We start from the raw sequence: 23,906 nt of genomic DNA, 5'->3' as shown, positions 1-23,906 counted from the left end.
TATTTCACTTATGATTTTGACAAGTTTCTTTTTAAAAAAACTGTACTTCCACTATATCATAGAACGGGTTCTTTGCCCAGCATTTTACCTAAAACGTAGGCCCTTGGGATAGAAATTTTTCAGGGTCTGTCCGGTCACTTTGGCAAAGCCCAAACCATTGCCTTCGACAAGGACCTGGTACCATCCATTTGGATGCGTTTCCTTCAATTGAACCGTCTCTCCCGCCACATAATGAACAAAGTCCTCAGGCGTGATCGAAACGGTTTCTTTGACTTCACTCGGTTTCAGAGCTAGACCAAGGGCAAAACTAGGTTCAAATCGATTTTTCTTGAAGGTCCCTAGGTGCAAACCATTTCGAGCAATTTTTACTTTGCGCAAATCTGGTAAACCAAGTGGAACCAAGTAGAGCTCGTCCCCAAAGGTTTCGAGGACACCTTCTAGAGTGATCTTCAAGTGTTTCTTAGCAAACTCCTGCCACCATTTCTTTTGCTCCGCAGATAATTGGTCCTTTTTGGAAGGGATTTTGGCAGGACGATTCTCTCCTAGATAACGGAACTTAGCAACAAATTGTCCCTCCCCTTTAAAGAGATGAGGATACATACGCGCGGTTTCTGGATAGTCAATGCCTTCTGCCATACCATTGATCTTCTCGATCGTTTCCAGCTCCAGATCATAGTTTTCCAAAAGCCAGGATACGATCTCTTCATTTTCCTCTGGAGCCCAGGTACAGGTTGAATACACCAAGGAACCTCCTGGAACCAACATCTTGAGGGCATCCCCTAGAATCTCTCTTTGAAGGAGACTACACTCTCGGGGATAATCGATGGACCAATAGTCCATGGCATCTGGTTGCTTACGGAACATCCCCTCACCTGAACAAGGGGCGTCCAGTACAATCAGATCAAAAAAGCCTGAGAAAACTTTGGCCAGACGATCGGCAGACTCATTGGTTACCAATACATTTCGGGCACCAAAGCGTTCTACATTCTCTACAAGAATTTTCGAGCGGCCCTTGTGGATTTCATTGGAGACCAAAAGTCCCTGATTGTCCAAATAAGACAAGAGTTGGGTAGTCTTTCCGCCAGGAGCTGCGGCCAAGTCCAGGACCTTCATTCCTGGTTTCGGCTGGGCGACTTGGGCCACTATCTGAGCTGCTGGCTCTTGCGAATAGACCAAGCCCGTTGCGTGCTCAATGGATTTTCCTGAGACCTTTCCATAATGGCCCCAAGGGGTATTGGGAATCGGATCATCAAATGCTTTTTGCGCTTCTTTCAAGGGATTAGTCCGAAAGGCCGATACTGCTTCTTGATCAAAGGTCGCAAAAAAAGCAGCAGCATCCTCACCTAGAAGATGCTGGTATTTTTCTTTAAAACCATTGGGAAAATTCATTTAACTTCTCCCTTTCTTAAGATAGGTTTGAATTTCTGTTAACTTCACTTTTGGAACCATCATAATGGGTTCCACTGTCTGGTAATTAGGTTTATCTCCATTTAAATTTAAAACGGTATAGCCCAACTGGTCCCCCATGATCGCAGCTGCGGCATAATCCCAAGGCCAGATGTAGCTAAAATAAGCTAGAATCCCACCTGAGAGAATTTTTGAAAAACTAATACCGGCACTTCCGTAGACCCGAATGCCAAGAGAATCCATACCAAGATCGGCCATGCCCCAGTCATTTTTCTCAAGCATGCCGACATTTGAAGCAATCAAAAAGTTTTCCAGAGGTTGGTCCACAAAGGGCGTCAGTTCAACCTCATTGCGATAAACAGGGAATTCTCCACCCCCGTAAAAAAGGTGATCCCTCATCACATCGTAGATCAGGCCAAACTGACCAATTCCGTCTTCAAAATAGGCCACCATCACCGCAAAATCTTCCTTTTGGGTCACAAAATTATTGGTCCCATCAATAGGATCAATCACCCAAACGGATCCTTCTGAAATCGGTGAGCGAAGGCCATCTTCCTCCGCAAAAATCCGATCTTCTGGGTAGCGATGTGTGATTTTTTCAACCAAATCCTTTTGAACCTGTTGGTCCATCTGGGTGACTAAATCTGTCGGCCCAGTCTTTTTTGAGATCATCAAGTCATCATGGAGATGAAGACGCAAGTAGTCTCCAGCCTCTAAAACGATTTGTTTGGCAAACTCTAATTTATTCTTCAAGAGAAAACCATCCTTCCTCTTTTTGCTTTGCAGCCTGGGTCGCACGATAGAGAGAATAACCGCTCACTTCTTCAAACTCCCGTCCGAGACGCTTTTCTTCTCCGATACTAGGCACGACCTTCTTAAAAGCGCGGTAGGCTTCCATGTATTCTTTGGCCTCTACCTTACTTTCATAGGCTTCTTCAACTTTATTGAAAAAAGAAAGCACTGAAGCAAGCTCTTCAGTGCTCCACGATAAGTCCAGTGGGTAACTATAATTTTTTTGCATTCGACATACTTCTTAGTTTATTTCTGCTCTTAGAGTGGCAGAGCGTAACTCTTGTTTGCGATAACTCCGTGGCAAGAAGGCCCGAATTTCATCTTCGTTAAAGCCAATCTGCATGCGTTTGTTATCTAAAATAATCGGTCTCCGCAAGAGACTAGGATTTTCCTCAATCAGATGGATCAAGGCCGAGATGGATAAATCTTCAACATCAACATCCAATTTTTGAAAAATTTTTGAACGAGTTGAAATAATGTCGTCTGTTCCGTTTTCGGTCAAGGCCAATATACTTGTCAACTCCTGTTTGCTCAAAGGACTTGTCATAATATTGTGTTCTTTAAATGGAACATCGTGCTTTTTTAACCAAGCCCGAGCTTTTCGACATGATGTACAACTCGGTGATAAAAATAATGTAATCATGTGGTTCACTTCTTTTTTTATATATAACTATCTGACTCTATTATACAAAAAAAATAGGTGCTTGAAAAGCGCTTTTTTGATTTCTCGACGATTTTTCTGAATTTCAGTGGAAAAAAGAAATCCCTTTCATTTTTCCCAAGAAGAGGCTCGAAAAAAGAGAGTGGGACAGAAATCGGTAATTCGTTAGAATTCGATTTCGTCGTCCCACCTCCGCACAGTTGAGTAGGGCTGTAAAAGCTGATGAAATGAGCGTAGTAGAGCCCACTCAACCACTGCGTCTTGTTCGACAATCCAAAAACAATTGAGAGGCTAGGACTTTTGTCCCAGCCTCTTTGTCCAGTTTCGTGAAACTGCTTCATCTTCTTCTAGTTGCGCCACTAGTTGATCGATCCCATCGAATTTGACCATTTCTCGAATCTTATCTAACCAATGAATGGTCAGGGTATGACCGTAGATATCTCCTGTAAAATCAAAGAGATTGACTTCGAAACGAAGCTCTTTTCCATCAAAGGTGACATTTTTCCCAACAGAAGCCATCCCACGGTAGGTCTGCCCTTTAAAATCGACATCAACTACATAAACCCCATCTGATGGTAAATAGGTCCGGTCAATCGGCGCTAAATTGGCAGTAGGATAGCCAATGGTGCGGCCACGCGCATCCCCATGCACAACGATTCCTCGACTGGATAAAGGGTGACCAAGTAGACGGGCAGCTTCTTGGACGCGTCCTTCTAGGATAGCTTGACGAATGCGGGTCGAACTAATCTTTTCACCCTGATCCAATACAGGAGAAATGACTTCCACTTGACCATCAAAATAAGCAGCTAAGTCAGAGGCCGTTTTCTTATCAGAGCCAAAACTATAATCAAATCCAGCAATTAAAACTCGGGCCCTCAAGGCTTTGACAAATTGATCAACAAATTCTTTGGCGGTTTTAGAAGCAAAATCGGTCGTAAAATCAATGAGGAAGAGCTCATCCACTCCTAGTTCGTTTAATTTTTGGAACCGATCCTCAGGACTCTGCAAATGAAGCAGTAATTCTGGTTGGTAGCGAACAAAGGCTAACTTAGGAGATTCAGGGAAGGTTAACAAAGCGACCTTCAAGCCTTTTTCATCCGCTATCTGACGCGCCTTTTTAAAGAGTTCTTGATGCCCCAGATGCAGGCCATCAAAGTAGCCCAGAACCAAAACTGTCTCATTCTCCAAATGGATCTGGTTAGCAGTAGTAATCGTACGAATATTCATGAATTTATTGTAACACACTTTCTGTGAGAAAGACTTTTCGAGGTTTGTAAAGTTCTTCTCTTTTTTCTAAAATGGCTACCAATTTTCCTTGGTAAAAAGCAGCTAACTCTTTGGAGTCACTCTCAACTGGAATAAAGCGTCCTACTTGGACTTCGCCAACCTCTTCTGCTGTCAGCTCCACTTTTTCTAGATCTCCTGTCCCAATTTCAAGAGGATGAAGGAAGCTCAAATCTCCTTTCGCTACTTTTTCAGCAAGCTCTTCCAGGGTCAGGGCATCATCCAGTGACAAACCTGCAGCACTGGTTCGTGTTAAGTGGGACATGTGGGCGGCGTAACCCAACTTTTGACCCAAATCCACCGACAAGGTCCGGATATAAGTCCCCTTGCTGCATTTAACCCGGAAGCGAAAACGGGCTAGTCCTGCCTCATAGCCGATCTCACTGGTGCGCGTAAAGTCATAAATGGTTACCTGCCGGACAGGCCGTTCCACTTCTTCACCTGCACGCGCATATTCATAGAGCTTACGCCCATTGACCTTGACCGCTGAATACATGGGGGGTACCTGCTCGATCTCTCCCACCATCTGGGCAATCATGTGGTCTACCTCTGCTGCATCTAAAGGTGCTTCCACTGGAGTACGCTCAACGATTTCCCCACTGGCATCTTCCGTCGTGGTAGAAAATCCCAAAGTGATTTCTCCCTCGTAGATTTTACCCTCATCTTGCATAAATTCGACCATACGGGTCGCTTTTCCTACGGCAATCGGAAGCACCCCGACCACATCCGGATCCAAAGTTCCTCCATGGCCAATCTTCTTGGTGCCTAAGATTTTCCGCAGTTTAAAGACCACATCATGCGAAGTCATGCCTGCTTCTTTTCTTACATTGATAATTCCGTCCATTTGAATTGCTCTTTCTAACTCATGTGTGACCATCCGGGTCACCGACCTCTTATTATACCACGAAACGAGACTTCTTGTCCCTCTTTCCCCCCTTCCCATGAGCTCCTAAAAAATCCCGTAGCAGATTTCAGACTTTTTAAAATGGGTTTGATACAATAGAAAGCGAAAGAAGGTGTAACATATGTTAATGTATGATGTTATTGTGATTGGATTTGGTAAAGCTGGTAAAACACTTGCAGCGAAATTATCAAGCCAAGGAAAAAAAGTTGCTCTAATTGAAAAGAGCAAATCTATGTACGGTGGTACTTGTATCAATATCGCTTGTATTCCAACCAAGACCTTGATTGTTGCAGCAGAAAAAGGCTTGGATTTTGAGCAAGCCATGAATGAGAAAAATGCAGTCACTACTCGTCTCAATGGCAAGAACTACGCAACCATTGCTGGAACTGGTGTAGACATTATCGACGCGACGGCTCGTTTCGTTTCTAACAAAGTCATCGAAATTCAAGCTGGAGATGAAAAGGAAGAATTGACAGCTGAAACCATTATTATTAATACTGGTGCTGTGCCAAATGTCCTTCCGATTCCAGGTTTGGCTGAAAGTAAATTTGCCGTGGATTCAACCGGCATTCAACGTTTGGAAAACCTACCTAAACGCTTGGGTGTCCTTGGTGGTGGACCAATCGGATTGGAATTTGCTCATCTCTATAATACCTTGGGCAGCCAAGTAACGGTATTGGATGCTTCTGAAACATTCTTGCCACGGATCGAGCCAAGTATTGCAGCTCTTGCAAAAGGCTACCTTGAAGAAGACGGTATTCAATTCTTGCAAGGCATTCATACCCAAGAAATCAAAGATGGCCAAAACAGCTTAACGGTTGTCACAGATAAGGGAGACTTTGAGTTCGATATCCTTCTCTACGCAACAGGTCGTAAGCCAAACACAGCTGGACTTGGTCTTGAAAACACAGACATCCAAGTCACTGATCGTGGAGCGATCCAAGTCAACCGTTATTTGGAAACCAGCGTCCCTGGTGTCTTTGCAGTTGGAGATGTCAATGGTGGCCCTCAATTCACCTACATGTCACTCGATGACTTCCGCATTGTCTTCAACTACCTCACAGGCGATGGTAGCTACAATCTCGAAACTCGTAGAAATTATGCGACAACACTCTTTATTGCTCCTCCACTTGCCCAAGTCGGCTTGACCGAGCAAGAAGCACGTGACAAAGAACTTCCAGTTGCTGTTAAAGAATTGCCAGTTGCTGCTATGCCACGCGGACACGTCAATGCAGACCTTCGAGGTGCCTTCAAAGCCGTGGTTAACCCAGAAACCAAAGAAATTCTTGGAGTGACGCTCTTTGGAGAAGCTGCAGGCGAAATCATCAACCTGATTACCATGGCGATGGACAACAAGATCCCTTATACTTACATCGCAAAACAAATCTTTACCCACCCAACCATGGCAGAAAACCTAAACGATCTCTTTGCGATTTAAATAAAAACGCTGGAAATTTTTCCAGCGTTTTTTAGTTTAAGAATCCACAGACAGCCTCTTGAAATGCTTTATTTTCTTCATAAAGAGCATGCCCAGAGTGCTTAAGAATGAGGAGTTGACAATCCGAAATCGCTTTTGCCAGTTCCTTGGATCCGTCCACACCAATCACATCATCTTCAAGCGCACCAAGGACAAAGGTTGGACACTGAATTTCCTTTAAGACCTCACGGCTATTATGTTCCAGGCAAGACTGAGACTGAATGGCTATTCTATTTTCATCTTTGATTCGCCCCAAGCGACCCATAATATTATAAAGCAACCGCCACTTTTGATAGCTCTTTTGCGTATAGGAATGCTTTGCAATATCCAGCATGAGATGCTTAAAATTTCCAGATTGACTAAGTTTTTGCCAATGCTCAATTCGTTCTCTAGGAAGTTGACTAGGTTTTGCAGTGGTCACAGCTAAAATGATCTTTTGTACCTTTTCAGGGAAATCCGCCACCAACCATTGGGCAATCATTCCACCTTGTGAAATCCCCATAACATAAGCGGTATCTAGGTTTAGTGTCTCCATTGCTTCTGCTACATCTGCTGCCATATCCCGCGTCGTATAGCCCCGTCTCAACTCATTGATTCGAGAAAAAACATAGATCTTATATCGCTTAGCAAGTAGACGATACGAGAGAGAAAAGAGCTGTGCCTTTCCTTTAACGGTCTGTAACCCATCCCCCAAGCCTGGTATAATTACTAGAGCGTCCTTTCCTTTTCCAAATGTCACATAGTCCATGGTTTTCCCATTCATGGACAAGGTAGCGTTCTTAGCTGAATACAAAGATTATTCTCCTTTCAGAGCATCAAACTTAGCTTTCATGGTTGGATTTTTCCGAGTCAATTTTTTAACGGAAACATCATCCAACTTGTTGTTAGCGAGGCGAAGTTGGTTTTCTGATGTGGTGAGGAATTTCTTGACTTCTTCCATCCGCTTGATGGCTTTGTCGATTTCATCGATAGCCTTGCCAAAGTTGACAGAAGCCGAATTGTAGTTCTTAGCAAAGGCTACTTTAAAGGCATCTAGGTCCTCTTCAAAGTGGGTAATATCAATATTTTGTTCACGGACAAGCGCCAATTCCTGCTTGTATTTAAGGGAATTAAGGGCCGCATTACGCAGGAGCCCAATGATCTGGATAAAGAACTGAGGACGGACGACATACATCTTCTCATACTCGTGGCTGACATCGACAATCCCTGTGTTAAAGTAGTCGTTATCTGCTTCAAGCATGGTCACTAAAACCGCATACTCACAGTTCTTTTCTCGACGGTCCTTGTCCAATTCCTTGTAGAAATCGGCATTCTTATGCTTCTTCTCTGTCCCGTCGGCTTCATTCTTCATCTCAAACATGATGGAGATAATCTCCACCCCATTTTCATCGCACTCGCGGAAGATAAAGTCGCCTTTAGACCCACGCGCAGAGACCTTGTTGTCCTTTTCAAAATAGGCATTTGGAAAGGCAAAACTGCGAACCTTGTTGAATTCACTTTCCGCATACTGCTCCAGACTTTCCCCGATGGCCTTGGTTGATTGTTGGGCCTTAAAATTCTTGTAGAACTCGACCTGTTCATTGGCCGCCTTTAGCTGAGCCTCATAGTTTTGCTTAACAGAAGTCAGAGAAAGCTCGTTTTCTTTTTCTTGTAATAGGAGCTGATTTTTGACCTGATCTCTTTCTTTCTCTAGATCAGACAGTGTTTTTTGCAGTTGATTCTCATGCTCCAAGCGCAAGGTGGCCAACTGATTTTCCAGTGCTTGCACTTCTTTTTCTTTCTCTAGCAGGCTTTGGCTAGCCGTTTGCTCCACCTCTTTTTTGGCCAATTCTTTTTCGGTATCAAACTGTTGAATCTGGTTCTGTAACTGGGCAATTTCTTGGTCCTTCTTTGCTAACTTCTCTTGCTGTTCATTAAGGGCCTTTTGCTCAGCTAAAGCCAACTCTTGCCGAATCCGCTCATGAATTTCCTTGTCAAACTCAGCTGTCCGTACCTGTGACAAGAGTTCGCTGTATTGACTTTCGTTGACTGTAAAGACTTCCCCACAGTTGGGGCACTTGATTTCGTTCATAGCATGCCTCTTTCTCTATTCTTAGTATATTATATCATGCCACCTGTAAAATCAAAACCAGCAAGCTAAGCTTACTGGTTTCAGTTTATTTCTTTTCAATCGGAGCAACACTGGCCAAGAGTTTTTTGAGCCCCACTTCTGGGAAGTTGATCTTGAGTTCTTGGGTACTACCACTACCAGATACTTCAAGCACGGTTCCTTCACCCCACTTCTTGTGAATGGCAATGTCGCCAATGGACCAAGCGACGCTCTCTTTGGCGCTAGAACGGTTGCTATTGCCAAAGGGGAGGCTTGATGACGTGAGAGTACTTGGAGCTGCTTGTCTCTTGCGCTCTTGAAGGGCTTGTGACAGGCTCATCCCTTTTCCAAAGGTCGTTCCGCCTCCATTGCTATAAGAAGCCTTAAAGCTAGTGTTGGCTGGACGAGCTAATCCTTGGTAGGACAATAAATCCGAGCTAATTTCATTGATGAAACGCGTTGGCCTGTTGTAGCTAGTCCGTCCAAAGAGCAAACGTGAGTTGGCATTGGTCAAGAAGAGAACCTTCTCTGCCCGTGTAATACCTACATAAGCCAGACGACGTTCTTCTTCTAACTCATCTGGATCCTCAGCCGCACGACTAAGAGGAAAGACATTTTCTTCCATCCCAATCAAGAAGACGACTGGAAACTCCAATCCTTTAGCCGCGTGAAGGGTCATCAAGGTGACTTCTGAAGTTTCTTGCGCCCCATCATCTGTATCAGCAATCAAAGCCAAATCGTTCAAGAAACGACTCAAGGTTTCCACACCTGATTCGTCTTCGACGGTCTCTCCATTTTCATCAAAATTCTTGGTAACAGACAAGAACTCTTGGATATTCTCGATGCGAGCCTGACTTTCCAAATTTCCCTGATTGGTTAGGGCCGTCATATAGCCCGTCTTGTCAAGGACTTCTTCGACCAACTCTGTAATGGTCAGCTGGTCCAATCTTTCTCTCAAATCAAGAATGAGATTGGCAAAGTCCCAGATGGATTGAGCTGCCTTTCCTTTAATGCCTGAGAGCATGATATTGGCTGAAGCATCCAGGAGTGAAGACTCTTGCAGTTGGGCAAAGTCACGAATCTTATCCACTGTACCTGGCCCGATTCCCCTCTTGGGTTCATTGATAATGCGCTCAAAACTGATATTGTCACTGAGGTTGGCAATCAAGTTCAGATAAGCAATGACATCCCGAATTTCCTTCCGGCTGTAGAACTTGGTGCCCCCTACCATGGTGTAAGGAATGTTGGACTTGAGTAGCGCTTCTTCAATGGTCCGTGACTGGGCATTGGTCCGGTAGAGAACTGCAAAATCACGGTGTTTGTAGCCAGCTTCGCGACTAAGCTCTTCAATCGTTTTAGCAACAAAGACAGCTTCATCCTGCTCATCATTAGCCCGATAATAGACAATTTCTTCCCCGTCTTCATTTTGTGTCCAGAGATTCTTCGGACGGCGGTGGCGATTGTTTTTGATGACATCATTGGCTGCTTGCAAAATCGTCTTAGTCGAGCGGTAATTCTCTTCTAGGAGGACGACCTTAGCTTCCTTATAATCCTTCTCAAAGTCCAGGATATTCTGCATATCTGCTCCCCGCCAGCCATAAATAGACTGGTCCGCATCCCCAACGACACAGATATTTTTAAAACGTGAAGCCAAGAGTTTGACCAACTGGTATTGGGCATGGTTGGTATCTTGATACTCGTCTACGTGGATGTATTGGAACTTCTGCTGGTAATAGGTCAGCACATCTGGATGCTGATCAAAAAGACGTAAGGTCAGCATGATCAAATCATCAAAGTCTACCGCTTCTGACTGCCGGAGTTCCTTTTGGTAAGCCTCATAACACTTGGCGACGATCTGAGTATACATATCTCCCGCTTGTGCAGCATAGGCCACTTCATCGATCAGGTCATTTTTAGCATTGGAAATAGTCCCCAAGATGGTCCGTTCATTCCATTTCTTAGGATCCAAATTTAAGGACTTCAAGATCCGCTTCATCAAGGTCCGTTGCTCACCTGGATCGACAATGGTAAAGTTACGATTGTAGCCAATGTGATCCGCATCTCGGCGAAGGATGCGCACACACATGGAGTGGAAGGTGGCAATCAAGCAATCTTGGGTGGCTGGATTCAATTGATAAGCCCGCTCCTTCATCTCCCGAGCGGCTTTATTGGTAAAGGTAATGGCCAAAATATTCCAAGGATTGACCATTTTTTCATCGATCAAGTAAGCGATGCGGTGGGTCAAGACACGTGTCTTACCAGAACCAGCCCCCGCCATGATCAAGAGGGGACCTTCTGTCGTTTGGACCGCCTCTGCTTGGCGATCATTCATACCATTCAATAAAGGATTCATCTCATACTCCTCATTCATTCAATCGTTCTATTATACCACAAAAACCTGCCTAGCTTCTTTTAAAAAAGGACTCATTTGAATTTCCCTTCCAAAAACGATATAATAGTAGCTTAAAGAAAACAGGATTTCATCCGAGGTCTAGGAGGATATTTTGGATAAACCATACAGTAACTTAAAACTGGCCGAACGTGGCGCTATCATTAGTATTCTAGCCTATTTATTGCTCTCTTCAGTAAAATTGGCTACCGGCCATCTACTTCATTCATCCAGTTTGGTAGCCGATGGATTTAACAACTTATCTGATATCATCAGCAATGCTGCCCTGCTCATCGGGATTCGTCTCGCTCGCCAACCTGCTGACCGCGATCACAAATTTGGTCACTGGAAAATTGAGGATCTAGCAAGCCTAGTCACCTCCATCATTATGTTTTATGTTGGTTTTGATGTCTTACGCGATACCCTCCAAAAGATCTTCAGCAATGAAACAGTTAGCATTGATCCACTCGGTGCTGGTGTCGGAGTGGTTTCAGCCCTTGTCATGCTAGGCGTTTATTTCTACAATCTTCGCTTAGCAAAACGGGCCAAATCAAAAGCCTTAAAAGCTGCCGCAAAAGACAATCTTTCAGACGTCGTCACTTCTCTTGGAACGTCGATCGCGATCGCTGCTAGTGCTTTTAACTATCCAATTGTCGATAAAATCGTAGCCATCATCATCACCTTCTTTATCCTCAAAACAGCCTACGATATTTTTATGGAATCTTCCTTTAGTCTTTCAGATGGCTTTGACGATAGTCTCCTCGAAGATTACGAAAAAGCTATTTTAAAACTCCCTAAGATTGCGCGTGTGAAATACCAACGCGGACGGACCTACGGAAGCAATATCTATCTGGACGTTGTCTTGGAGATGAATCCCGATCTTTCCGTCTATGAAAGCCATGCGATCACAGAAGAAGTCGAGAATCTCCTAAAAGAAGAATTTGGAGTCTTTGACATTGACGTCCATGTGGAACCTAGCTCAATTCCTGAAGATGAGCTGATCGAAAACGTTGAAAAGAAACTCTTAACCTATGAAAAACGCCTCTATGCTAAGCAAGAGTTTGATACATTGCTAGCGGATAATTATACCTTGATTGACGATACCGGTCACGAACACAACAAGGCAGAATTATTAGAGGCTCTCGCAAGCGACCAAGTTCAATTGCAAAACTTTGAACTGGAATCCATCAGCCAAAAAACCAAACTCATACGCTATGAACTAGATGGTCAAATCCATACCAGTCTCTGGCGTCGCCATGAAACGTGGCAAAAGATTTTCCATCAAATTACTAATAAAACCGACTAAAAGAGGCTGGGACAAAAGTCCTAGCCTCTCAATTATTTTTGGATTGCCGAGCAAGACGCAGTGGTTGAGTGGGCTCTACTACGCTGATTTCATCAGCTTTTACAGCCCTACTCAACTGTGCGGAGGTGGGACGACGAAATCGAATTCTAACGAATTACCGATTTCTGTCCCACTCTCTTTATTACTTGATATCGTCTGTTGCTACATCCGTTCCGAACCACTTCTTAGAGATCTTTTGGAACTGGCCCTTTTGATAAAGTTTTACGAATGCTTCATCAATTTTTTTCTTCAAAGTTTTATCCGCCTTGCGCACCCCTACCGCAAAGGATTCTGTCTCAAAACCGACAGGAAAGACATTGTAGTCTTTTAAAATTCCTTCCGTTTGCAGATAATAGTTGGCATAGACACGGTCGATTAAGAGGCCATCGATCCGATCATTCTGAAGATCGATCAGCGCCTCGTTGAAACTCTGGTATTGGGTAGCCTTTTGATTTTTAACCTTATTTTTTAAGATTTTAGGATTGGCTTCAAAATCCATATAGCCAGACGATCCGGTCTGGGCACCTAATCGTTTCTCTTTCATCCCATCGACTGATTGGATCCCAGAGGCTTTCTTAGTGACCAAGACTTGTTCATTTTTCATATAGGGCTTGGTAAAAGCAACACTTTCCCGACGTTCATCTGTTGCCGAATAGCCATTCCAGATGGCATCAATGGTCCCATTTTTCAGTTCCGTTTCTTTCATATCCCAATCAATGGGTTGCCAGTTGACATGAATCCCATAAGATTCAAAGACTTGATTGGCCAAATCAATGTCAAAACCAGCGTAGCTCCCATCTTTTTGCTCAAAGCCCATGGGAACGAAAGTATTATCAAAACCAATCGTGATGGACTGCTCTTTTTGGTATTTTTGCCAGTTGTCCACTTTAGGATCACTGACTGTCTGTCCACAGGCAGTCAGAAGAGCGAGACTAAGGACACCTATCAGCCATGGTATTACTCGTTTCATAGTCTCCTCCTATTTAGGCTCAACCTTGAGAAGAACATCCGCAATTGCTTCTGCAAACGGAATATCATGGGTAACAACGATCTGAGTCACCCCCAGTTCACGGTTTTGCAAGATTAACTTCTCAACTTCTAATCGCAATTCTGGATCCAAGGCCGAAGTCGGCTCATCATAGCCAATAATTTCTGGATCGATCATCATAGCACGAGCCAATGCCACCCGTTGCTTCTGACCACCAGATAGAGAGAAGGGATAAGCATCCGCATGTTGTTCGAGTCCTAGACGCTCCAGTAAGCTCATGGCTTTTTTACTCGCTTCTTCCTTAGTCACATTCATGGTCTTAACAGGAGACAAGATAAGGTTTTCCAAGACCGATAAATGTGGAAACAATTGAAAATCTTGAAAGACAAAACCGAGAAGATTTCGTTTTTCTAAGGCATCCAGAGGCAAGTTTTCACCATTGTAAATGATCTGACCAGAATCAATGGTTTCAAGACCAGCTAGCATGCGAAGCAAGGTGGTTTTTCCTCCCCCAGAAGGACCAACAATGGCGACGATTTGTTTTTCAGGAACGAGAAGATTGAAATCTGATAAGATCTGCTTATCCCCAAACCGTTTCGAAATTTGTTTTAATTCTAACATATGCTTCTCCTCCTATTTATAATATGAAAAGTTCTTTTCAACTCGCTTAGCAATGATGGTCACGATCCCAATGAGGATTAAATAAATAGCTCCCGCCAAAAACATAGGCGCTAGACTGGCATCACGATTGGCTGCCGTCCGACTAGCCAGGATCAAATCACTAATTCCCAGAGCATAGACCAAGGAGGTGTCTTTAATCAAGGACATGACTTCATTGAAGACACTTGGAAGAACGATCTTCACCACCTGAGGCAAAATGATATAGCGAATTGTTTGCCATGAACTCAATTTCAAGACCTTGGCCGCCTCATACTGACCTGTCGGAATGGCGACAATTCCTCCACGGAAGATTTCCGCAAAATAGGCTGCATAATTGAGAGTGAAGGCTGTGATAGCTGCAGGCAAGCGATCAATCCGAATCCCAATACTTGGAAGGACGTAATAAATAAAGATCAACTGAAGCAAAAGAGGAGTTCCTCGCATGATCCAGATATAAATCGTTAGGAGTCCATGCAGGATCTTTGAGCGCAACTGAAGCAAAAAAGCAACAACGATTCCTAGCGGAATCGATAAAATCAATACGAAAGCAAACACTTGCAAGGTGAGGCTTGCTCCCTTTAACAAACTTGGTAAAATTTCCAAAGCATACTGCATAGCATTCTCCTCCTAAAAAATTATTTAATGAACATCTTACCACAAAAATGGAAAAAAACTAGTTCATTTTGATATTTATAAAAAAAATAGCCTTTCGGCTATTCTTCTACTTTTATAAATCCAAATTTATTGAGAGGATAGAGACGCAGATTCACGACTCCTTCGATCTGATTTTTATGGATATAACCAAACTCACGGCTATCTTCTGTATCCCCACGGTTATCATTTAAGACTAGATAAGTATCCGATGGTACACGACCAGCCTTGGTCCCTTTTAACTCTGATAAAAAGAAATCATCCGTATAATACCCATTACTCGTTGGAGCAGCTAGGTGTTTATTCAGCATTTTATTCAGGTAAGGTTCTGGTGTTGCCTGTCCATTCAAATAGAGGACGTCATCTACGTAGCTGACTTCGTCGTTTTCTTTGGCAATGACACGTCCAAGGTATTCTTTTCCACCGACCTTATATAAGACCAAATCACTGCGATCTACCTGAGCGTTTCTAGTTGCTACCACAAGATCTCCAGTTTTCACAGAAGCATTGGCCATTTTATCATTGATACTAAATGGATGAAATACAAAGATTCGAAGCAAAATCAGTGCCAAAACCAGTACACCGACAATTATGACATTTCTAATTAAATCTCTCCTTGGCATGTATGTCTCCCTTCCTTTTTATTTATTATACCATGTTTTTGATCTTTAAAAAAGAGAAAGTAAGCATTAGTGAGAATTCTTATCAACACACACCAGAAGAAAAAGAAAAACCTCGCGGTCAATCCTTTCGGACCAACCAGCAAGGCTTTTAGATATAATTGTCTATTAACGTACTGTACGGATACGCATTGTGTTTGTACGAACAGCTTCTCCAACTGGTACACCAGCAACGATAACGATATCATCACCAGATTTAACAAGACCAGCTTCAACTGCTTTACGTTCAGCAATTTCGAACATATCATCAGTTGATGAAGGAGCATCTGTCAACATTGGGATAACACCCCAGTTCAACATCAATCCACGTTCTGTCAATTCGTCAAATGTCAATGCCAAGATATCAGCATCTGGACGGTATTTAGAGATCAAACGTGCAGTGTGACCTGTCTTAGTCAAGGTTACAACCAATTTGATATCCATTGAGTTTGTAGCATCTTTAACAGCTGAAGCCATAACTTCTGTCTTAGAGTTACGTTCGAATGAAGCTGGGTTCAAACGACCATATTCTTTCAAAAGTGTTTGAGCGTTCATGTCGATTTTCGCCATTGTAGCTACAGATTCAAGTGGGTATTTACCGTTTGCAGACTCACCTGAAAGCATTGTAGCATCAGTACCATCGATAACAGCGTTGAAGACGTCAGATACTTCAGAACGTGTAGCACGTGGTTTTTCAGTCATTGTTTCAAGCATGTTTGTTGCAGTGATAACAACTTTACCAGCAGCATTTACTTTAGAAGTAATCATTTTTTGGTAAACTGGAACCATTTCGAATGGTACTTCGATACCCATGTCACCACGAGCGATCATGATACCATCAGTAACTTCGATGATTTCATCCAAGTTTTCGATACCTTGTTGGTTTTCGATTTTCGCAAACAATTGAACGTGGCTGTTACCAGTTTCTTCACAGATAGCACGAACTTCTTGAACGTCTTTTGCAGTACGTACGAATGAGATCGCGATGAAGTTGATACCTTGTTCCAAACCGAAACGGATATCGTCGTTATCACGTTCAGCAAGTGCTGGGAAAGGAATCTTAGTGTTAGGGATGTTTACACCTTTTTGTTTAGCGATGATACCATCGTTTTCAACTTCAACAACAAATTCACGTTTTGCAGCGTCTTTTTCTACAACGCGAAGACCCAATTTACCATCATCAACCAATACTTGGTGTCCAACTTCAACGTCATCAAAGATGTCAAGCGCACCAGCAACGTTCAAAGCAATCACTTCACGAGTTGATTTAATACCTTGTTTTGTAGCAACGCGGATACGTTCACCAGTCTTGTATGAATATTCTTTAGCTTCGCCTTCGAACAATTCAGTACGGATTTCAGGACCTTTTGTATCAAGAAGGTAACCAACTTTTTTACCAGCGATTTCTTCTGCACGTTTAACAGTCGCCATACGTTCACCTTGTTCTTGGTGGTCACCGTGTGAGAAGTTGAAACGGAAAGTGTTCGCACCAGCTTCGATCAATTTAGCAATGTTTTGTGCTGAAGCTTCAACGTCAAGTTTTTCAGCCCAGTATCCATCTTCACCGAATTTTTTACCGCCACGGATTTCTACCGCAGGACCTAAAGTTGCAACGATTTTTACACGTTTGTTCATGATATATATGACTCCTTTTTAAATATATCTGTCTTTTTAAGACAAGGTTAACGAATTTATGAAATAAAATTAGATTGAAGACAAGCTACGGTTCAACTCGGCAAGACCAAGATCAGCTTTATGTGGATTGTTTACCACAATCTTACCATCTTCTGTCAAGCTAAAGAGGGCTCCTTCTTCTGCTTTACCAAGGATTGGGTTTTCCACCATTTTTTCATTACGGATACCAACGGCTACACCACCGATTCCTTGTTTCAACAATTTAACTGCATGTGCTCCCATACGTGAAGCAAGAACACGGTCACGCGCAGTAGGTGAACCACCACGTTGGATGTGGCCAAGCTCAGTCACACGAAGGTCACTTTCATCACCAGCTTCTTTCAACGCTTTACCAAATTCATCTGCAGACATCACGCCTTCAGCCAAGATGATGATGTTGTGGGTACGACCTTTTGCGTAACCTTCTTTGATGCTCTCAACAACATCTTCGATCTTGAATCCTTCTTCAGGGATGATGATTTCATCTGCACCAGATGCAATCCCTGCCCAAAGAGCGATATCTCCAGCGTTACGTCCCATAACTTCAATTACGAAAGTACGGTGGTGACTAGATGAAGTATCACGGATCTTATCGATCGCGTCCATTGCAGTTGTGACTGCCGTATCAAAACCAATTGTAAAGTCAGTTCCGACGATATCGTTGTCGATCGTACCAGGAAGACCAACAGCTGGGAATCCAAGCTCAGTCAAGCGCATCGCACCATGGTAAGAACCATCTCCACCAATAACGACAACACCTTCGATCCCGTGTTTCTTCAATTGCTCGATCCCTTTTAATTGACCTTCGCGTTGAGCGAATTCAGGGTAACGAGCTGAATGAAGGAAGGTACCACCACGGGAGATAATATCTCCAACAGATGAGGCGTCAAGAGGCTGAATTTTACCAGCAACCATTCCCGCATATCCATCATAGATACCGAAAACTTCCATTCCTTCTGAAATTGCTTGACGAACAACTGCACGGATGGCAGCGTTCATACCAGGGGCATCTCCACCACTAGTTAAAACAGCAATACGTTTCATTTCGTTGTTTGCTCCTTTTTTTCTTTTACATTCTACGTAATTATAACACAAAGAAGACTAAAATTCTCGTATTTTTCGCAGTTTTTACCGATAAATCGTTTTCATAACGAGATTCTTTAATTCATCTTCCAATTCTTTGTTTTTCTGGACTGTATAGCCCTTCAATTGTAGAGTTTTTTTCTCGTCTTCATAGCGTAATATCACAGGATATGGGCCCGGATATTTTTTCAAGATAGAAAGAATTGTTTTATCCTGACGATGATCGAGCAACTGGATCCAGAACTTTTCATTGGTCGCTAGTTGTGCCTCTGCTAGAATCATCTGCAAGCGCCCATCACGCTCTTGTATCTTCCCTGTCAAGTAATAAAAGCCACCTTCTTTTATCAAGGAGGAAAATCGATTGTAGGTTTCAGGGAAAAGGGTCACATCCAATTTTTTCTTGGTATCACTGACTTGTAAGAAAGCCATGAGATCACCTGACTTGGTTCGAATGGTTCGAATGCTTTGTACCTCAATGAGAATGCGTACCTGCTCTCCTTGTATGATTTGAGAAATTGGTTGGATCTCGTAGGGACTCGTTTGCCCAATCGCAACCAATGGGTGAGTACTGAGCCCGACACCAATAATGGCCTCTTCCTTCTCATATTTTTCAGCTTGGCTAAAGTCTTCTGCTTCTGTCCAGGAATAGTTAGAATCTGCAAATAAACTACCTAGCTCATCGGCAAAGACAAACAAATTCGGCAAATTGTGAAGCACCTTGCGCCTATTTTTTTCAAAAATATCAAACAATCCAAGCTCCACTAAAGGTGTTAACAGAGGTAATTTATGATACTGATTGGGGAGGCGTAAAATAAAATCTTCGACACTTTCAAAGGGACGATTATCAATGATCCAATACGCGAAATCTCTTGGGAGTCCCTTGATATTTTTCATTCCCAAGTAGATTTTTCGATCCTGGAACTTATCTCTGTAAGGGATGGTGTTGATGGATAATGGCGCGACTTTAAAATCAAACTGGAGAGCATCTGTCAGATAATCGCTGCTCGAATAATTGAGCATAACATCAAAGAAAACATCTGGATAATGGACCTTGAAATAGGCCATCTGAAAGGCCAAGGCAGAATAGGCGTAGGCATGGGAACGGTTAAACCCATAGCCTGCGAATTTTTCCATGATTGCAAAGACCTCTTTAGCTTTTTCTTCCGTATGCCCAAGTTTAAGAGCACCTGCGACAAAATCGTCTTCCATCTGATGCATTTCAGCTGCATTTTTTTTGCCCATAGCCCGACGTAAAATATCGGCTTTCCCTAGACTAAAGCCTGCAAAACGCTGGGCAACCTGCATGACCTGCTCTTGGTAGAGCATGATCCCATAAGTGGGCCTTAAGATTTCTTCAATAGCTGGATCTAAAATCTCAACTTTTTCTTGGCCGTGCTTTCTTTTGACGAAATTATCAATGTAATCACTAGCCCCTGGACGATTGAGAGAGGTGGTCGCTACCACTTCTTCGAAATGATTGGGTCTCACACGTCTCAAGAGGCGAATGGCTCCAGCCTGTTCAAATTGGAAAATCCCCTTGGTATCCCCAGCAGCAAACAAGGCCAAGGTTTCTGGATCTTCTAAATCAATGGCTTCAATCACGATCTCTTCTTGGTACTTTTCATAGACGGCTTCCTTCATTTTCTGAACAAAGGTTAAATTTCGCAGACCCAAAAAGTCCATCTTCAACAGACCATTGGCTTCAACCGCATGGGCATCATACTGGGTGACAAACATGTCTTCTCCATACTTGAGAGGAATGTGATCCGTCAAATCCTGGTCACTCATCACAACCCCAGCCGCATGGATAGAGGTCTGCCTTGGTTGGCCTTCTATTCTTTTGGCAATTTCAAAGCCACGCTCAAATTCTGCTCGGCTATGAATCACTTGTCGAAAAGCTAGATTCTGTTCATAAGCTGTCGTCAGTGTATCCCTAAAGCCAATCCGCTTGGTAATGGAGGTCAATTCGTACTCTGGTACCCCAAAACGTTTAAAGACATCTCGAATGGCTTGTTTGGCCCCAAAGGTTGAAAAGGTCACGATCTGAGCTGCATGGTAACTCCCGTAACGGTCTCGCACATAGCGGATAAATTCTGGACGATAGATATCAGGAATATCAATATCAATATCCGGCATGGTGTAGCGCTCCACATTTAAAAAGCGCTCAAAGAGGAGGTTCTTCTCCACAGGGTCAATCCCTGTAATTCCTAATGCATAGGCTACCAGTGAGCCTACAGCAGACCCACGTCCCATTCCCATATAATAGCCTTGACTCCGTCCGAAACGAAGAAGGTCCCAGACAATCAAGAAATAGTCATCAAAGCCCATTTGGTGAATAATGTCTAATTCATGCTCCAGACGTTCTTGATAGACCGGACTAGTCAAGTTCTTTCGAAGGAGACCCGCTTGAGCTAATTCTCTGAGTTCCTCAACAGCTGGTTTCTGAGGATTGAAGCGAGGCAATTTCAACTGGGTATCAATGTCATATTGAATCCCTTGAACAAGGTTTTCCAGATTTGTGATGGCTTGAGGAAATCGCTCTGCAAAATCATTCTTTAAATCCTGAGGAGTTTTTAGGACTGTTGTCTGATCAATTGGCCCTGTTTCCGTCAAGCTTTGATTGTCCTTGATGGCTGCCAGCATCTGCATGGCTTCCACATCTCCCGCCTCAAAAAATCGAACGGTATGAAGAGGGAGCACAGGGTGGCTAAACTCTTGAACCGGCGTATCCGCAAAAACTCCGATGAAGTAATCTAGACCAAACGGCAAGTCTCCACTAGCAAAAGGCGCTGGGACAATAACTGCTACTCCTTCTGTTAGGTGCTTCACATCCTCCCAATTGCTCTTCCCCATCATTTTGACGGTCGACATCTTCATCAGATTCTGGTAGCCCTTCGTTGACAGGGCCATCATCCGAAACGGAATTGTTTCATTGTCTACTTCTAGTCCAACTTCTAATCCGACCAAGGGGCTGAGATTGTGGGCCTGACAGGCTTCGATAAATTCATAAGCACCATACAAATTATCTACATCCATGATTCCCAATGCGTCATACCCCATGCTTTTAGCCACGTGGACATAGTCTTTTATGGTCACAAGGCTTTCCATAAAAGTATAGACTGATTTGGTATCTAGCTGTGCAATCACTTTGTCTCCTCCCTCACTTGTCTATTTTTGGGACTCTTTTTTGTACAAAAAAACACCACTGCTACACAATGATGTCTCAACAACGGAAGACATGGGATTCGAACCCACGCACGCTTTTACACGCCTACCGCGTTTCCAACACGGCCTCTTAAGCCTCTTGAGTAATCTTCCATGAATAAAAATATGGAGCCGGTGGGAGTCGAACCCACGTCCAAACACCTGCCAGCATATTTGTCTACAACCATAGGTTATGTCTTAGTTTAACAGCTACATGACACATAACTCAAGCCCTGTACCTGCGAGTCTATCAATCTCTTATCTAACTCCTAGACAAAGTTAGATCGTATCTCGCTAAAATAAAGACCTGTCATCAAACACGAGCGATTCGAATCGGGTCACGCCTGCTGGTGTTTAGGCAGCTAAAGCGTAAGAATTATTATTTTTTGCAGTTATATTTAACTGGCGTTTTACATCCGCTAGATGAGTTGCAAAATATGCCTCATAATGCCTGTCGAATCCGTAACGACCCCAAAACGAATACAATTAGTATATCAAAATCTAGCTAAAAATGCAAAAGAAAAAAATTGAACAAGAAGGCTTCTTCTGGGAAGCTCCTTGCTCAATTTGCTGTTCTTATTGAAGATTCAACTTGTACTTGCTGATGTAGTGAATGGTGAAGTACATAGAAACAATCTTAATAACTTCATAAATGAGACCTGGGATGAAGTTTGGTCCAAATTCATCAATATTTCCATAAACCAATGCATATCCGACAGCATATGAATCTTTCAATGGATTAACTGCTGTACCGATGATACTTAACACAATACACAAGAGAAAGAAAAACAGAATAGCCTTCAATCCACGACGATTTTGGAACAGTTGGCCAAGTGCGATTGATACATAAAATAGTAAGATTCCTGAAGCTGTGGTAAAAATCCACCAGATGATAATCCAATAAGCAATAGAATGACTAAAAGCCTCAGCGATAATACTAAATACAGGAGAGAGGTCTTGTCCAATGACAGCGCCCATCACAATAATTGTGATAAAACCACTAAAAAATAGAAGGAATAGGCAGTAAAGACTCGCTACTAAAGCTCCCACAAATTTAGACAAAATGATCGCATGAGGGCTAGCTGGAAGGGTCCAGGTCAAGTAACCTTCACGTCCGTATAAGTTGGAATAGAAACGACGAATAATAATATAGTAGTTACTAAGATAAAGACCAATGACTCCTCCAAAAATGAGAATCCCAAGAGTCCCAGTTATGATTTGCATACTATTGGTTTCCATATCTACAAAACCGTTTGTAGCACTTCCACCAATAACACCTGTAATCACTGACAAACCTAGTGCGATCAAAGTAATCAACAGATACCATTTACTTGTTGTCTTAAATTCGTATTTTAATAATTTACCAAACATGGGTTCCTCCTAATAAACACGGAATTGATCACGGAAGATCTCATCGATTGATTTTCCGTGTTGATTGCGCAAAACAGTCGTATTTTCATGCATGAGGATTCTTCCTTGGTTGATGAAAATCGCTTCATCCAAAACTTGCTCAATATCCGCAATCAAGTGAGTAGAAATCAAGACAGAAGAGTTTGGACGTCTGTTTTGAATAATGGTCCGCAAAATATAATCACGCGCTGCTGGGTCGACCCCACCGATTGGTTCATCAAGGACATACAAGTCAGCTTCACGACTCATCACCAAAATCAATTGTACTTTTTCCTTATTCCCTTTTGAAAGGCTGTTCAATTTTTGATTTGGATGCAAATGCAAATCGTTGAGCAATTGGTAAGCTCGTTGGACATTAAAATCTGAATAAAAATCTTGGAAATAGCTAATAGCATCACTAATTTTTATATTTTCACTCAGATAAGTCGTATCCGGCAAATAGGAAACAACTTTTTTAGAAGCTGGGGATGGTAATTGACCATGAATATAGATATTTCCAAGGCTTGGTTGCAACAAACCATTAATCAATTTAATGATGGTTGTTTTCCCGCTACCATTAGGCCCCAAAAGGCCAATAATACGGCCAGGTTGGATGTTCAAACTAACATCCATGAGAGCAACTTCATGCCCATAATTCTTTGTCACATGGTCCAAGTAGACCAAAGGATACTGATTCATGTAAATCTCCTTTATTTTCTATTTATGCTATTATACCTTGTCCTCTTGATGATTGCAACTTTATCTGAAAATTTGCTAAGAATTTGAAAATGGTTGTTCAAAAATACAGATGTAAACAAATCAGAGGTTAGGGAAGCCCCCAACCTCTGATTTGTTTTGATGAATAGAATGTTTAACTAATTCCAAGTGCAATCCGTGCATAGCGGCTCATTTTTTCAACCGTCCAAGCAGGATACCAGACCAACTTCACATCCACTGATGTCACTTCTTCTACTTCTGCTAAAACATCATGAATCTGATCTGTCAGAAGATCCGCTAATGGACATCCCATGGTCGTTAGCGTCATATCAATAATGGTCGCTCCAGTTTCACCATCAAAATGGATCTCATAAACAAGACCTAAATTAACAATGTCAATCCCAAGCTCAGGATCGATTACCTCTTCCAAAGCATTTAAGATTTTATTTTTAATTTCTTCAATTTGCTCAGTTGTATATGCCATATGACACTTCCTTTTTTGTTATGTTACTCTCGATAGAATTTCTTGGCGA

General features: G+C 42.7%; 21 protein-coding genes, 1 tRNA gene and 1 other RNA gene. 2 read left to right on the top strand and 21 right to left on the bottom strand.

Translation table 11 applies throughout. From position 1 onward, the window contains the following. Positions 1-84 precede the first annotated feature (84 nt). From HMPREF1195_RS01380 to truB, 6 genes are all read right to left on the bottom strand, one after another. The gene (locus tag HMPREF1195_RS01380) at positions 85-1,389 is read right to left on the bottom strand and encodes an RsmF rRNA methyltransferase first C-terminal domain-containing protein (RefSeq protein WP_023917763.1); all 1,305 of its coding nucleotides are present in this window, start codon (positions 1,387-1,389) and stop codon (positions 85-87) included. After that, positions 1,390-2,160, bottom strand: a complete 771-nt coding sequence (locus HMPREF1195_RS01375; RefSeq protein WP_023917761.1) for an inositol monophosphatase family protein — start codon at positions 2,158-2,160, stop codon at positions 1,390-1,392. Next, positions 2,150-2,428, bottom strand: a complete 279-nt coding sequence (locus HMPREF1195_RS01370; protein ID WP_003003480.1) for a UPF0223 family protein — start codon at positions 2,426-2,428, stop codon at positions 2,150-2,152. The genes HMPREF1195_RS01375 and HMPREF1195_RS01370 overlap by 11 nt, the downstream gene beginning before the upstream one ends. Positions 2,429-2,440: 12 nt before the next feature. Next, complete coding sequence (locus tag HMPREF1195_RS01365) at positions 2,441-2,842, bottom strand: Spx/MgsR family RNA polymerase-binding regulatory protein (RefSeq protein WP_009732658.1); 402 nt, start codon at positions 2,840-2,842, stop codon at positions 2,441-2,443. Between the two features lie 309 nt (positions 2,843-3,151). Next, positions 3,152-4,087: a bifunctional riboflavin kinase/FAD synthetase gene (locus tag HMPREF1195_RS01360; RefSeq protein ID WP_023917759.1), complete on the bottom strand. Its 936-nt coding sequence runs from the start codon at positions 4,085-4,087 to the stop codon at positions 3,152-3,154. 4 nt (positions 4,088-4,091) lie between these two features. Then, entirely contained in the window at positions 4,092-4,988 is an 897-nt protein-coding gene (gene truB / locus HMPREF1195_RS01355) for a tRNA pseudouridine(55) synthase TruB (RefSeq protein ID WP_141754501.1), read from the bottom strand. 181 nt (positions 4,989-5,169) lie between these two features. Between truB and HMPREF1195_RS01350 the strand changes: the two genes are divergently transcribed. Beyond that, a complete protein-coding gene (locus HMPREF1195_RS01350) occupies positions 5,170-6,486 on the top strand; it encodes an FAD-containing oxidoreductase (RefSeq protein ID WP_023917755.1) in 1,317 nt (438 codons plus the stop codon). A 31-nt stretch (positions 6,487-6,517) separates the two neighbouring features. Here the strand turns inward: HMPREF1195_RS01350 and HMPREF1195_RS01345 are convergent, their stop codons facing one another. From HMPREF1195_RS01345 to pcrA, 3 genes are all read right to left on the bottom strand, one after another. Next, complete coding sequence (locus HMPREF1195_RS01345; protein WP_196229792.1) at positions 6,518-7,288, bottom strand: alpha/beta fold hydrolase; 771 nt, start codon at positions 7,286-7,288, stop codon at positions 6,518-6,520. A 33-nt stretch (positions 7,289-7,321) separates the two neighbouring features. Next, the gene (locus HMPREF1195_RS01340) at positions 7,322-8,596 is read right to left on the bottom strand and encodes a DUF2130 domain-containing protein (protein WP_023917750.1); all 1,275 of its coding nucleotides are present in this window, start codon (positions 8,594-8,596) and stop codon (positions 7,322-7,324) included. A gap of 85 nt (positions 8,597-8,681) precedes the next feature. After that, entirely contained in the window at positions 8,682-10,967 is a 2,286-nt protein-coding gene (pcrA, locus tag HMPREF1195_RS01335) for a DNA helicase PcrA (protein WP_023917749.1), read from the bottom strand. A gap of 151 nt (positions 10,968-11,118) precedes the next feature. Between pcrA and HMPREF1195_RS01330 the strand changes: the two genes are divergently transcribed. After that, the gene (locus HMPREF1195_RS01330) at positions 11,119-12,309 is read left to right on the top strand and encodes a cation diffusion facilitator family transporter (RefSeq protein WP_023917747.1); all 1,191 of its coding nucleotides are present in this window, start codon (positions 11,119-11,121) and stop codon (positions 12,307-12,309) included. 181 nt (positions 12,310-12,490) lie between these two features. On the opposite strand, the gene HMPREF1195_RS01325 is transcribed toward HMPREF1195_RS01330, so the two are convergent. The 12 genes from HMPREF1195_RS01325 to HMPREF1195_RS01275 all read right to left on the bottom strand — a co-directional run bounded on the left by HMPREF1195_RS01325 (position 12,491) and on the right by HMPREF1195_RS01275 (position 23,857). Then, positions 12,491-13,318: an amino acid ABC transporter substrate-binding protein gene (locus HMPREF1195_RS01325; RefSeq protein WP_023917745.1), complete on the bottom strand. Its 828-nt coding sequence runs from the start codon at positions 13,316-13,318 to the stop codon at positions 12,491-12,493. 9 nt (positions 13,319-13,327) lie between these two features. Beyond that, positions 13,328-13,957, bottom strand: a complete 630-nt coding sequence (locus HMPREF1195_RS01320) for an amino acid ABC transporter ATP-binding protein (protein WP_023917743.1) — start codon at positions 13,955-13,957, stop codon at positions 13,328-13,330. A 12-nt stretch (positions 13,958-13,969) separates the two neighbouring features. Next, entirely contained in the window at positions 13,970-14,611 is a 642-nt protein-coding gene (locus HMPREF1195_RS01315; protein ID WP_023917742.1) for an amino acid ABC transporter permease, read from the bottom strand. A gap of 98 nt (positions 14,612-14,709) precedes the next feature. Beyond that, on the bottom strand, positions 14,710-15,270 hold the full coding sequence (gene lepB, locus HMPREF1195_RS01310; RefSeq protein ID WP_003006560.1) for a signal peptidase I: 561 nt from the start codon (positions 15,268-15,270) through the stop codon (positions 14,710-14,712). A gap of 165 nt (positions 15,271-15,435) precedes the next feature. Further along, positions 15,436-16,941 (bottom strand): pyruvate kinase, encoded by a 1,506-nt coding sequence (pyk, locus tag HMPREF1195_RS01305; protein ID WP_013903352.1) that lies wholly within the window; start codon positions 16,939-16,941, stop codon positions 15,436-15,438. Between the two features lie 69 nt (positions 16,942-17,010). After that, positions 17,011-18,024, bottom strand: coding sequence for a 6-phosphofructokinase (gene pfkA / locus HMPREF1195_RS01300; protein ID WP_021152956.1), 1,014 nt, complete (start codon positions 18,022-18,024; stop codon positions 17,011-17,013). An 84-nt stretch (positions 18,025-18,108) separates the two neighbouring features. After that, positions 18,109-21,210: a DNA polymerase III subunit alpha gene (locus tag HMPREF1195_RS01295; protein ID WP_023917739.1), complete on the bottom strand. Its 3,102-nt coding sequence runs from the start codon at positions 21,208-21,210 to the stop codon at positions 18,109-18,111. An 83-nt stretch (positions 21,211-21,293) separates the two neighbouring features. Continuing rightward, positions 21,294-21,381: transfer RNA gene (locus HMPREF1195_RS01290), tRNA-Ser, on the bottom strand. A 10-nt stretch (positions 21,382-21,391) separates the two neighbouring features. Beyond that, positions 21,392-21,740, bottom strand: a transfer-messenger RNA (tmRNA) gene (gene ssrA, locus HMPREF1195_RS10580). A 103-nt stretch (positions 21,741-21,843) separates the two neighbouring features. Further along, positions 21,844-22,638, bottom strand: a complete 795-nt coding sequence (locus HMPREF1195_RS01285; RefSeq protein WP_023917737.1) for a hypothetical protein — start codon at positions 22,636-22,638, stop codon at positions 21,844-21,846. Between the two features lie 9 nt (positions 22,639-22,647). Next, the gene (locus HMPREF1195_RS01280; protein ID WP_023917735.1) at positions 22,648-23,355 is read right to left on the bottom strand and encodes an ABC transporter ATP-binding protein; all 708 of its coding nucleotides are present in this window, start codon (positions 23,353-23,355) and stop codon (positions 22,648-22,650) included. 172 nt (positions 23,356-23,527) lie between these two features. After that, complete coding sequence (locus tag HMPREF1195_RS01275) at positions 23,528-23,857, bottom strand: metal-sulfur cluster assembly factor (protein ID WP_004220168.1); 330 nt, start codon at positions 23,855-23,857, stop codon at positions 23,528-23,530. Positions 23,858-23,906 lie beyond the last annotated feature (49 nt).

Source organism: Streptococcus parasanguinis CC87K (assembly GCF_000507765.1).
In the GTDB taxonomy this organism is placed as follows: Bacteria; Bacillota; Bacilli; order Lactobacillales; family Streptococcaceae; genus Streptococcus; species Streptococcus parasanguinis_J.
The sequence above is the reverse complement of the archived record's forward strand: the minus strand, read 5'-3'. Positions and strand labels throughout refer to the sequence as shown.

Excerpts from the sequence above, each read along its gene's own strand:
- HMPREF1195_RS01380 (WP_023917763.1), bottom strand. The coding sequence starts at position 1,389 with ATGAATTTTCCCAATGGTTTTAAAGAAAAATACCAGCATCTTCTAGGT.
- HMPREF1195_RS01370 (WP_003003480.1), bottom strand. The coding sequence starts at position 2,428 with ATGCAAAAAAATTATAGTTACCCACTGGACTTATCGTGGAGCACTGAA.
- HMPREF1195_RS01365 (WP_009732658.1), bottom strand. The coding sequence starts at position 2,842 with ATGATTACATTATTTTTATCACCGAGTTGTACATCATGTCGAAAAGCT.
- HMPREF1195_RS01360 (WP_023917759.1), bottom strand. The coding sequence starts at position 4,087 with ATGAATATTCGTACGATTACTACTGCTAACCAGATCCATTTGGAGAAT.
- truB (WP_141754501.1), bottom strand. The coding sequence starts at position 4,988 with ATGGACGGAATTATCAATGTAAGAAAAGAAGCAGGCATGACTTCGCAT.
- HMPREF1195_RS01350 (WP_023917755.1), top strand. The coding sequence starts at position 5,170 with ATGTTAATGTATGATGTTATTGTGATTGGATTTGGTAAAGCTGGTAAA.
- HMPREF1195_RS01345 (WP_196229792.1), bottom strand. The coding sequence starts at position 7,288 with ATGAATGGGAAAACCATGGACTATGTGACATTTGGAAAAGGAAAGGAC.
- HMPREF1195_RS01340 (WP_023917750.1), bottom strand. The coding sequence starts at position 8,596 with ATGAACGAAATCAAGTGCCCCAACTGTGGGGAAGTCTTTACAGTCAAC.
- pcrA (WP_023917749.1), bottom strand. The coding sequence starts at position 10,967 with ATGAATCCTTTATTGAATGGTATGAATGATCGCCAAGCAGAGGCGGTC.
- HMPREF1195_RS01325 (WP_023917745.1), bottom strand. The coding sequence starts at position 13,318 with ATGAAACGAGTAATACCATGGCTGATAGGTGTCCTTAGTCTCGCTCTT.
- HMPREF1195_RS01320 (WP_023917743.1), bottom strand. The coding sequence starts at position 13,957 with ATGTTAGAATTAAAACAAATTTCGAAACGGTTTGGGGATAAGCAGATC.
- HMPREF1195_RS01315 (WP_023917742.1), bottom strand. The coding sequence starts at position 14,611 with ATGCAGTATGCTTTGGAAATTTTACCAAGTTTGTTAAAGGGAGCAAGC.
- lepB (WP_003006560.1), bottom strand. The coding sequence starts at position 15,270 with ATGCCAAGGAGAGATTTAATTAGAAATGTCATAATTGTCGGTGTACTG.
- pyk (WP_013903352.1), bottom strand. The coding sequence starts at position 16,941 with ATGAACAAACGTGTAAAAATCGTTGCAACTTTAGGTCCTGCGGTAGAA.
- pfkA (WP_021152956.1), bottom strand. The coding sequence starts at position 18,024 with ATGAAACGTATTGCTGTTTTAACTAGTGGTGGAGATGCCCCTGGTATG.
- HMPREF1195_RS01285 (WP_023917737.1), bottom strand. The coding sequence starts at position 22,638 with ATGTTTGGTAAATTATTAAAATACGAATTTAAGACAACAAGTAAATGG.
- HMPREF1195_RS01280 (WP_023917735.1), bottom strand. The coding sequence starts at position 23,355 with ATGAATCAGTATCCTTTGGTCTACTTGGACCATGTGACAAAGAATTAT.
- HMPREF1195_RS01275 (WP_004220168.1), bottom strand. The coding sequence starts at position 23,857 with ATGGCATATACAACTGAGCAAATTGAAGAAATTAAAAATAAAATCTTA.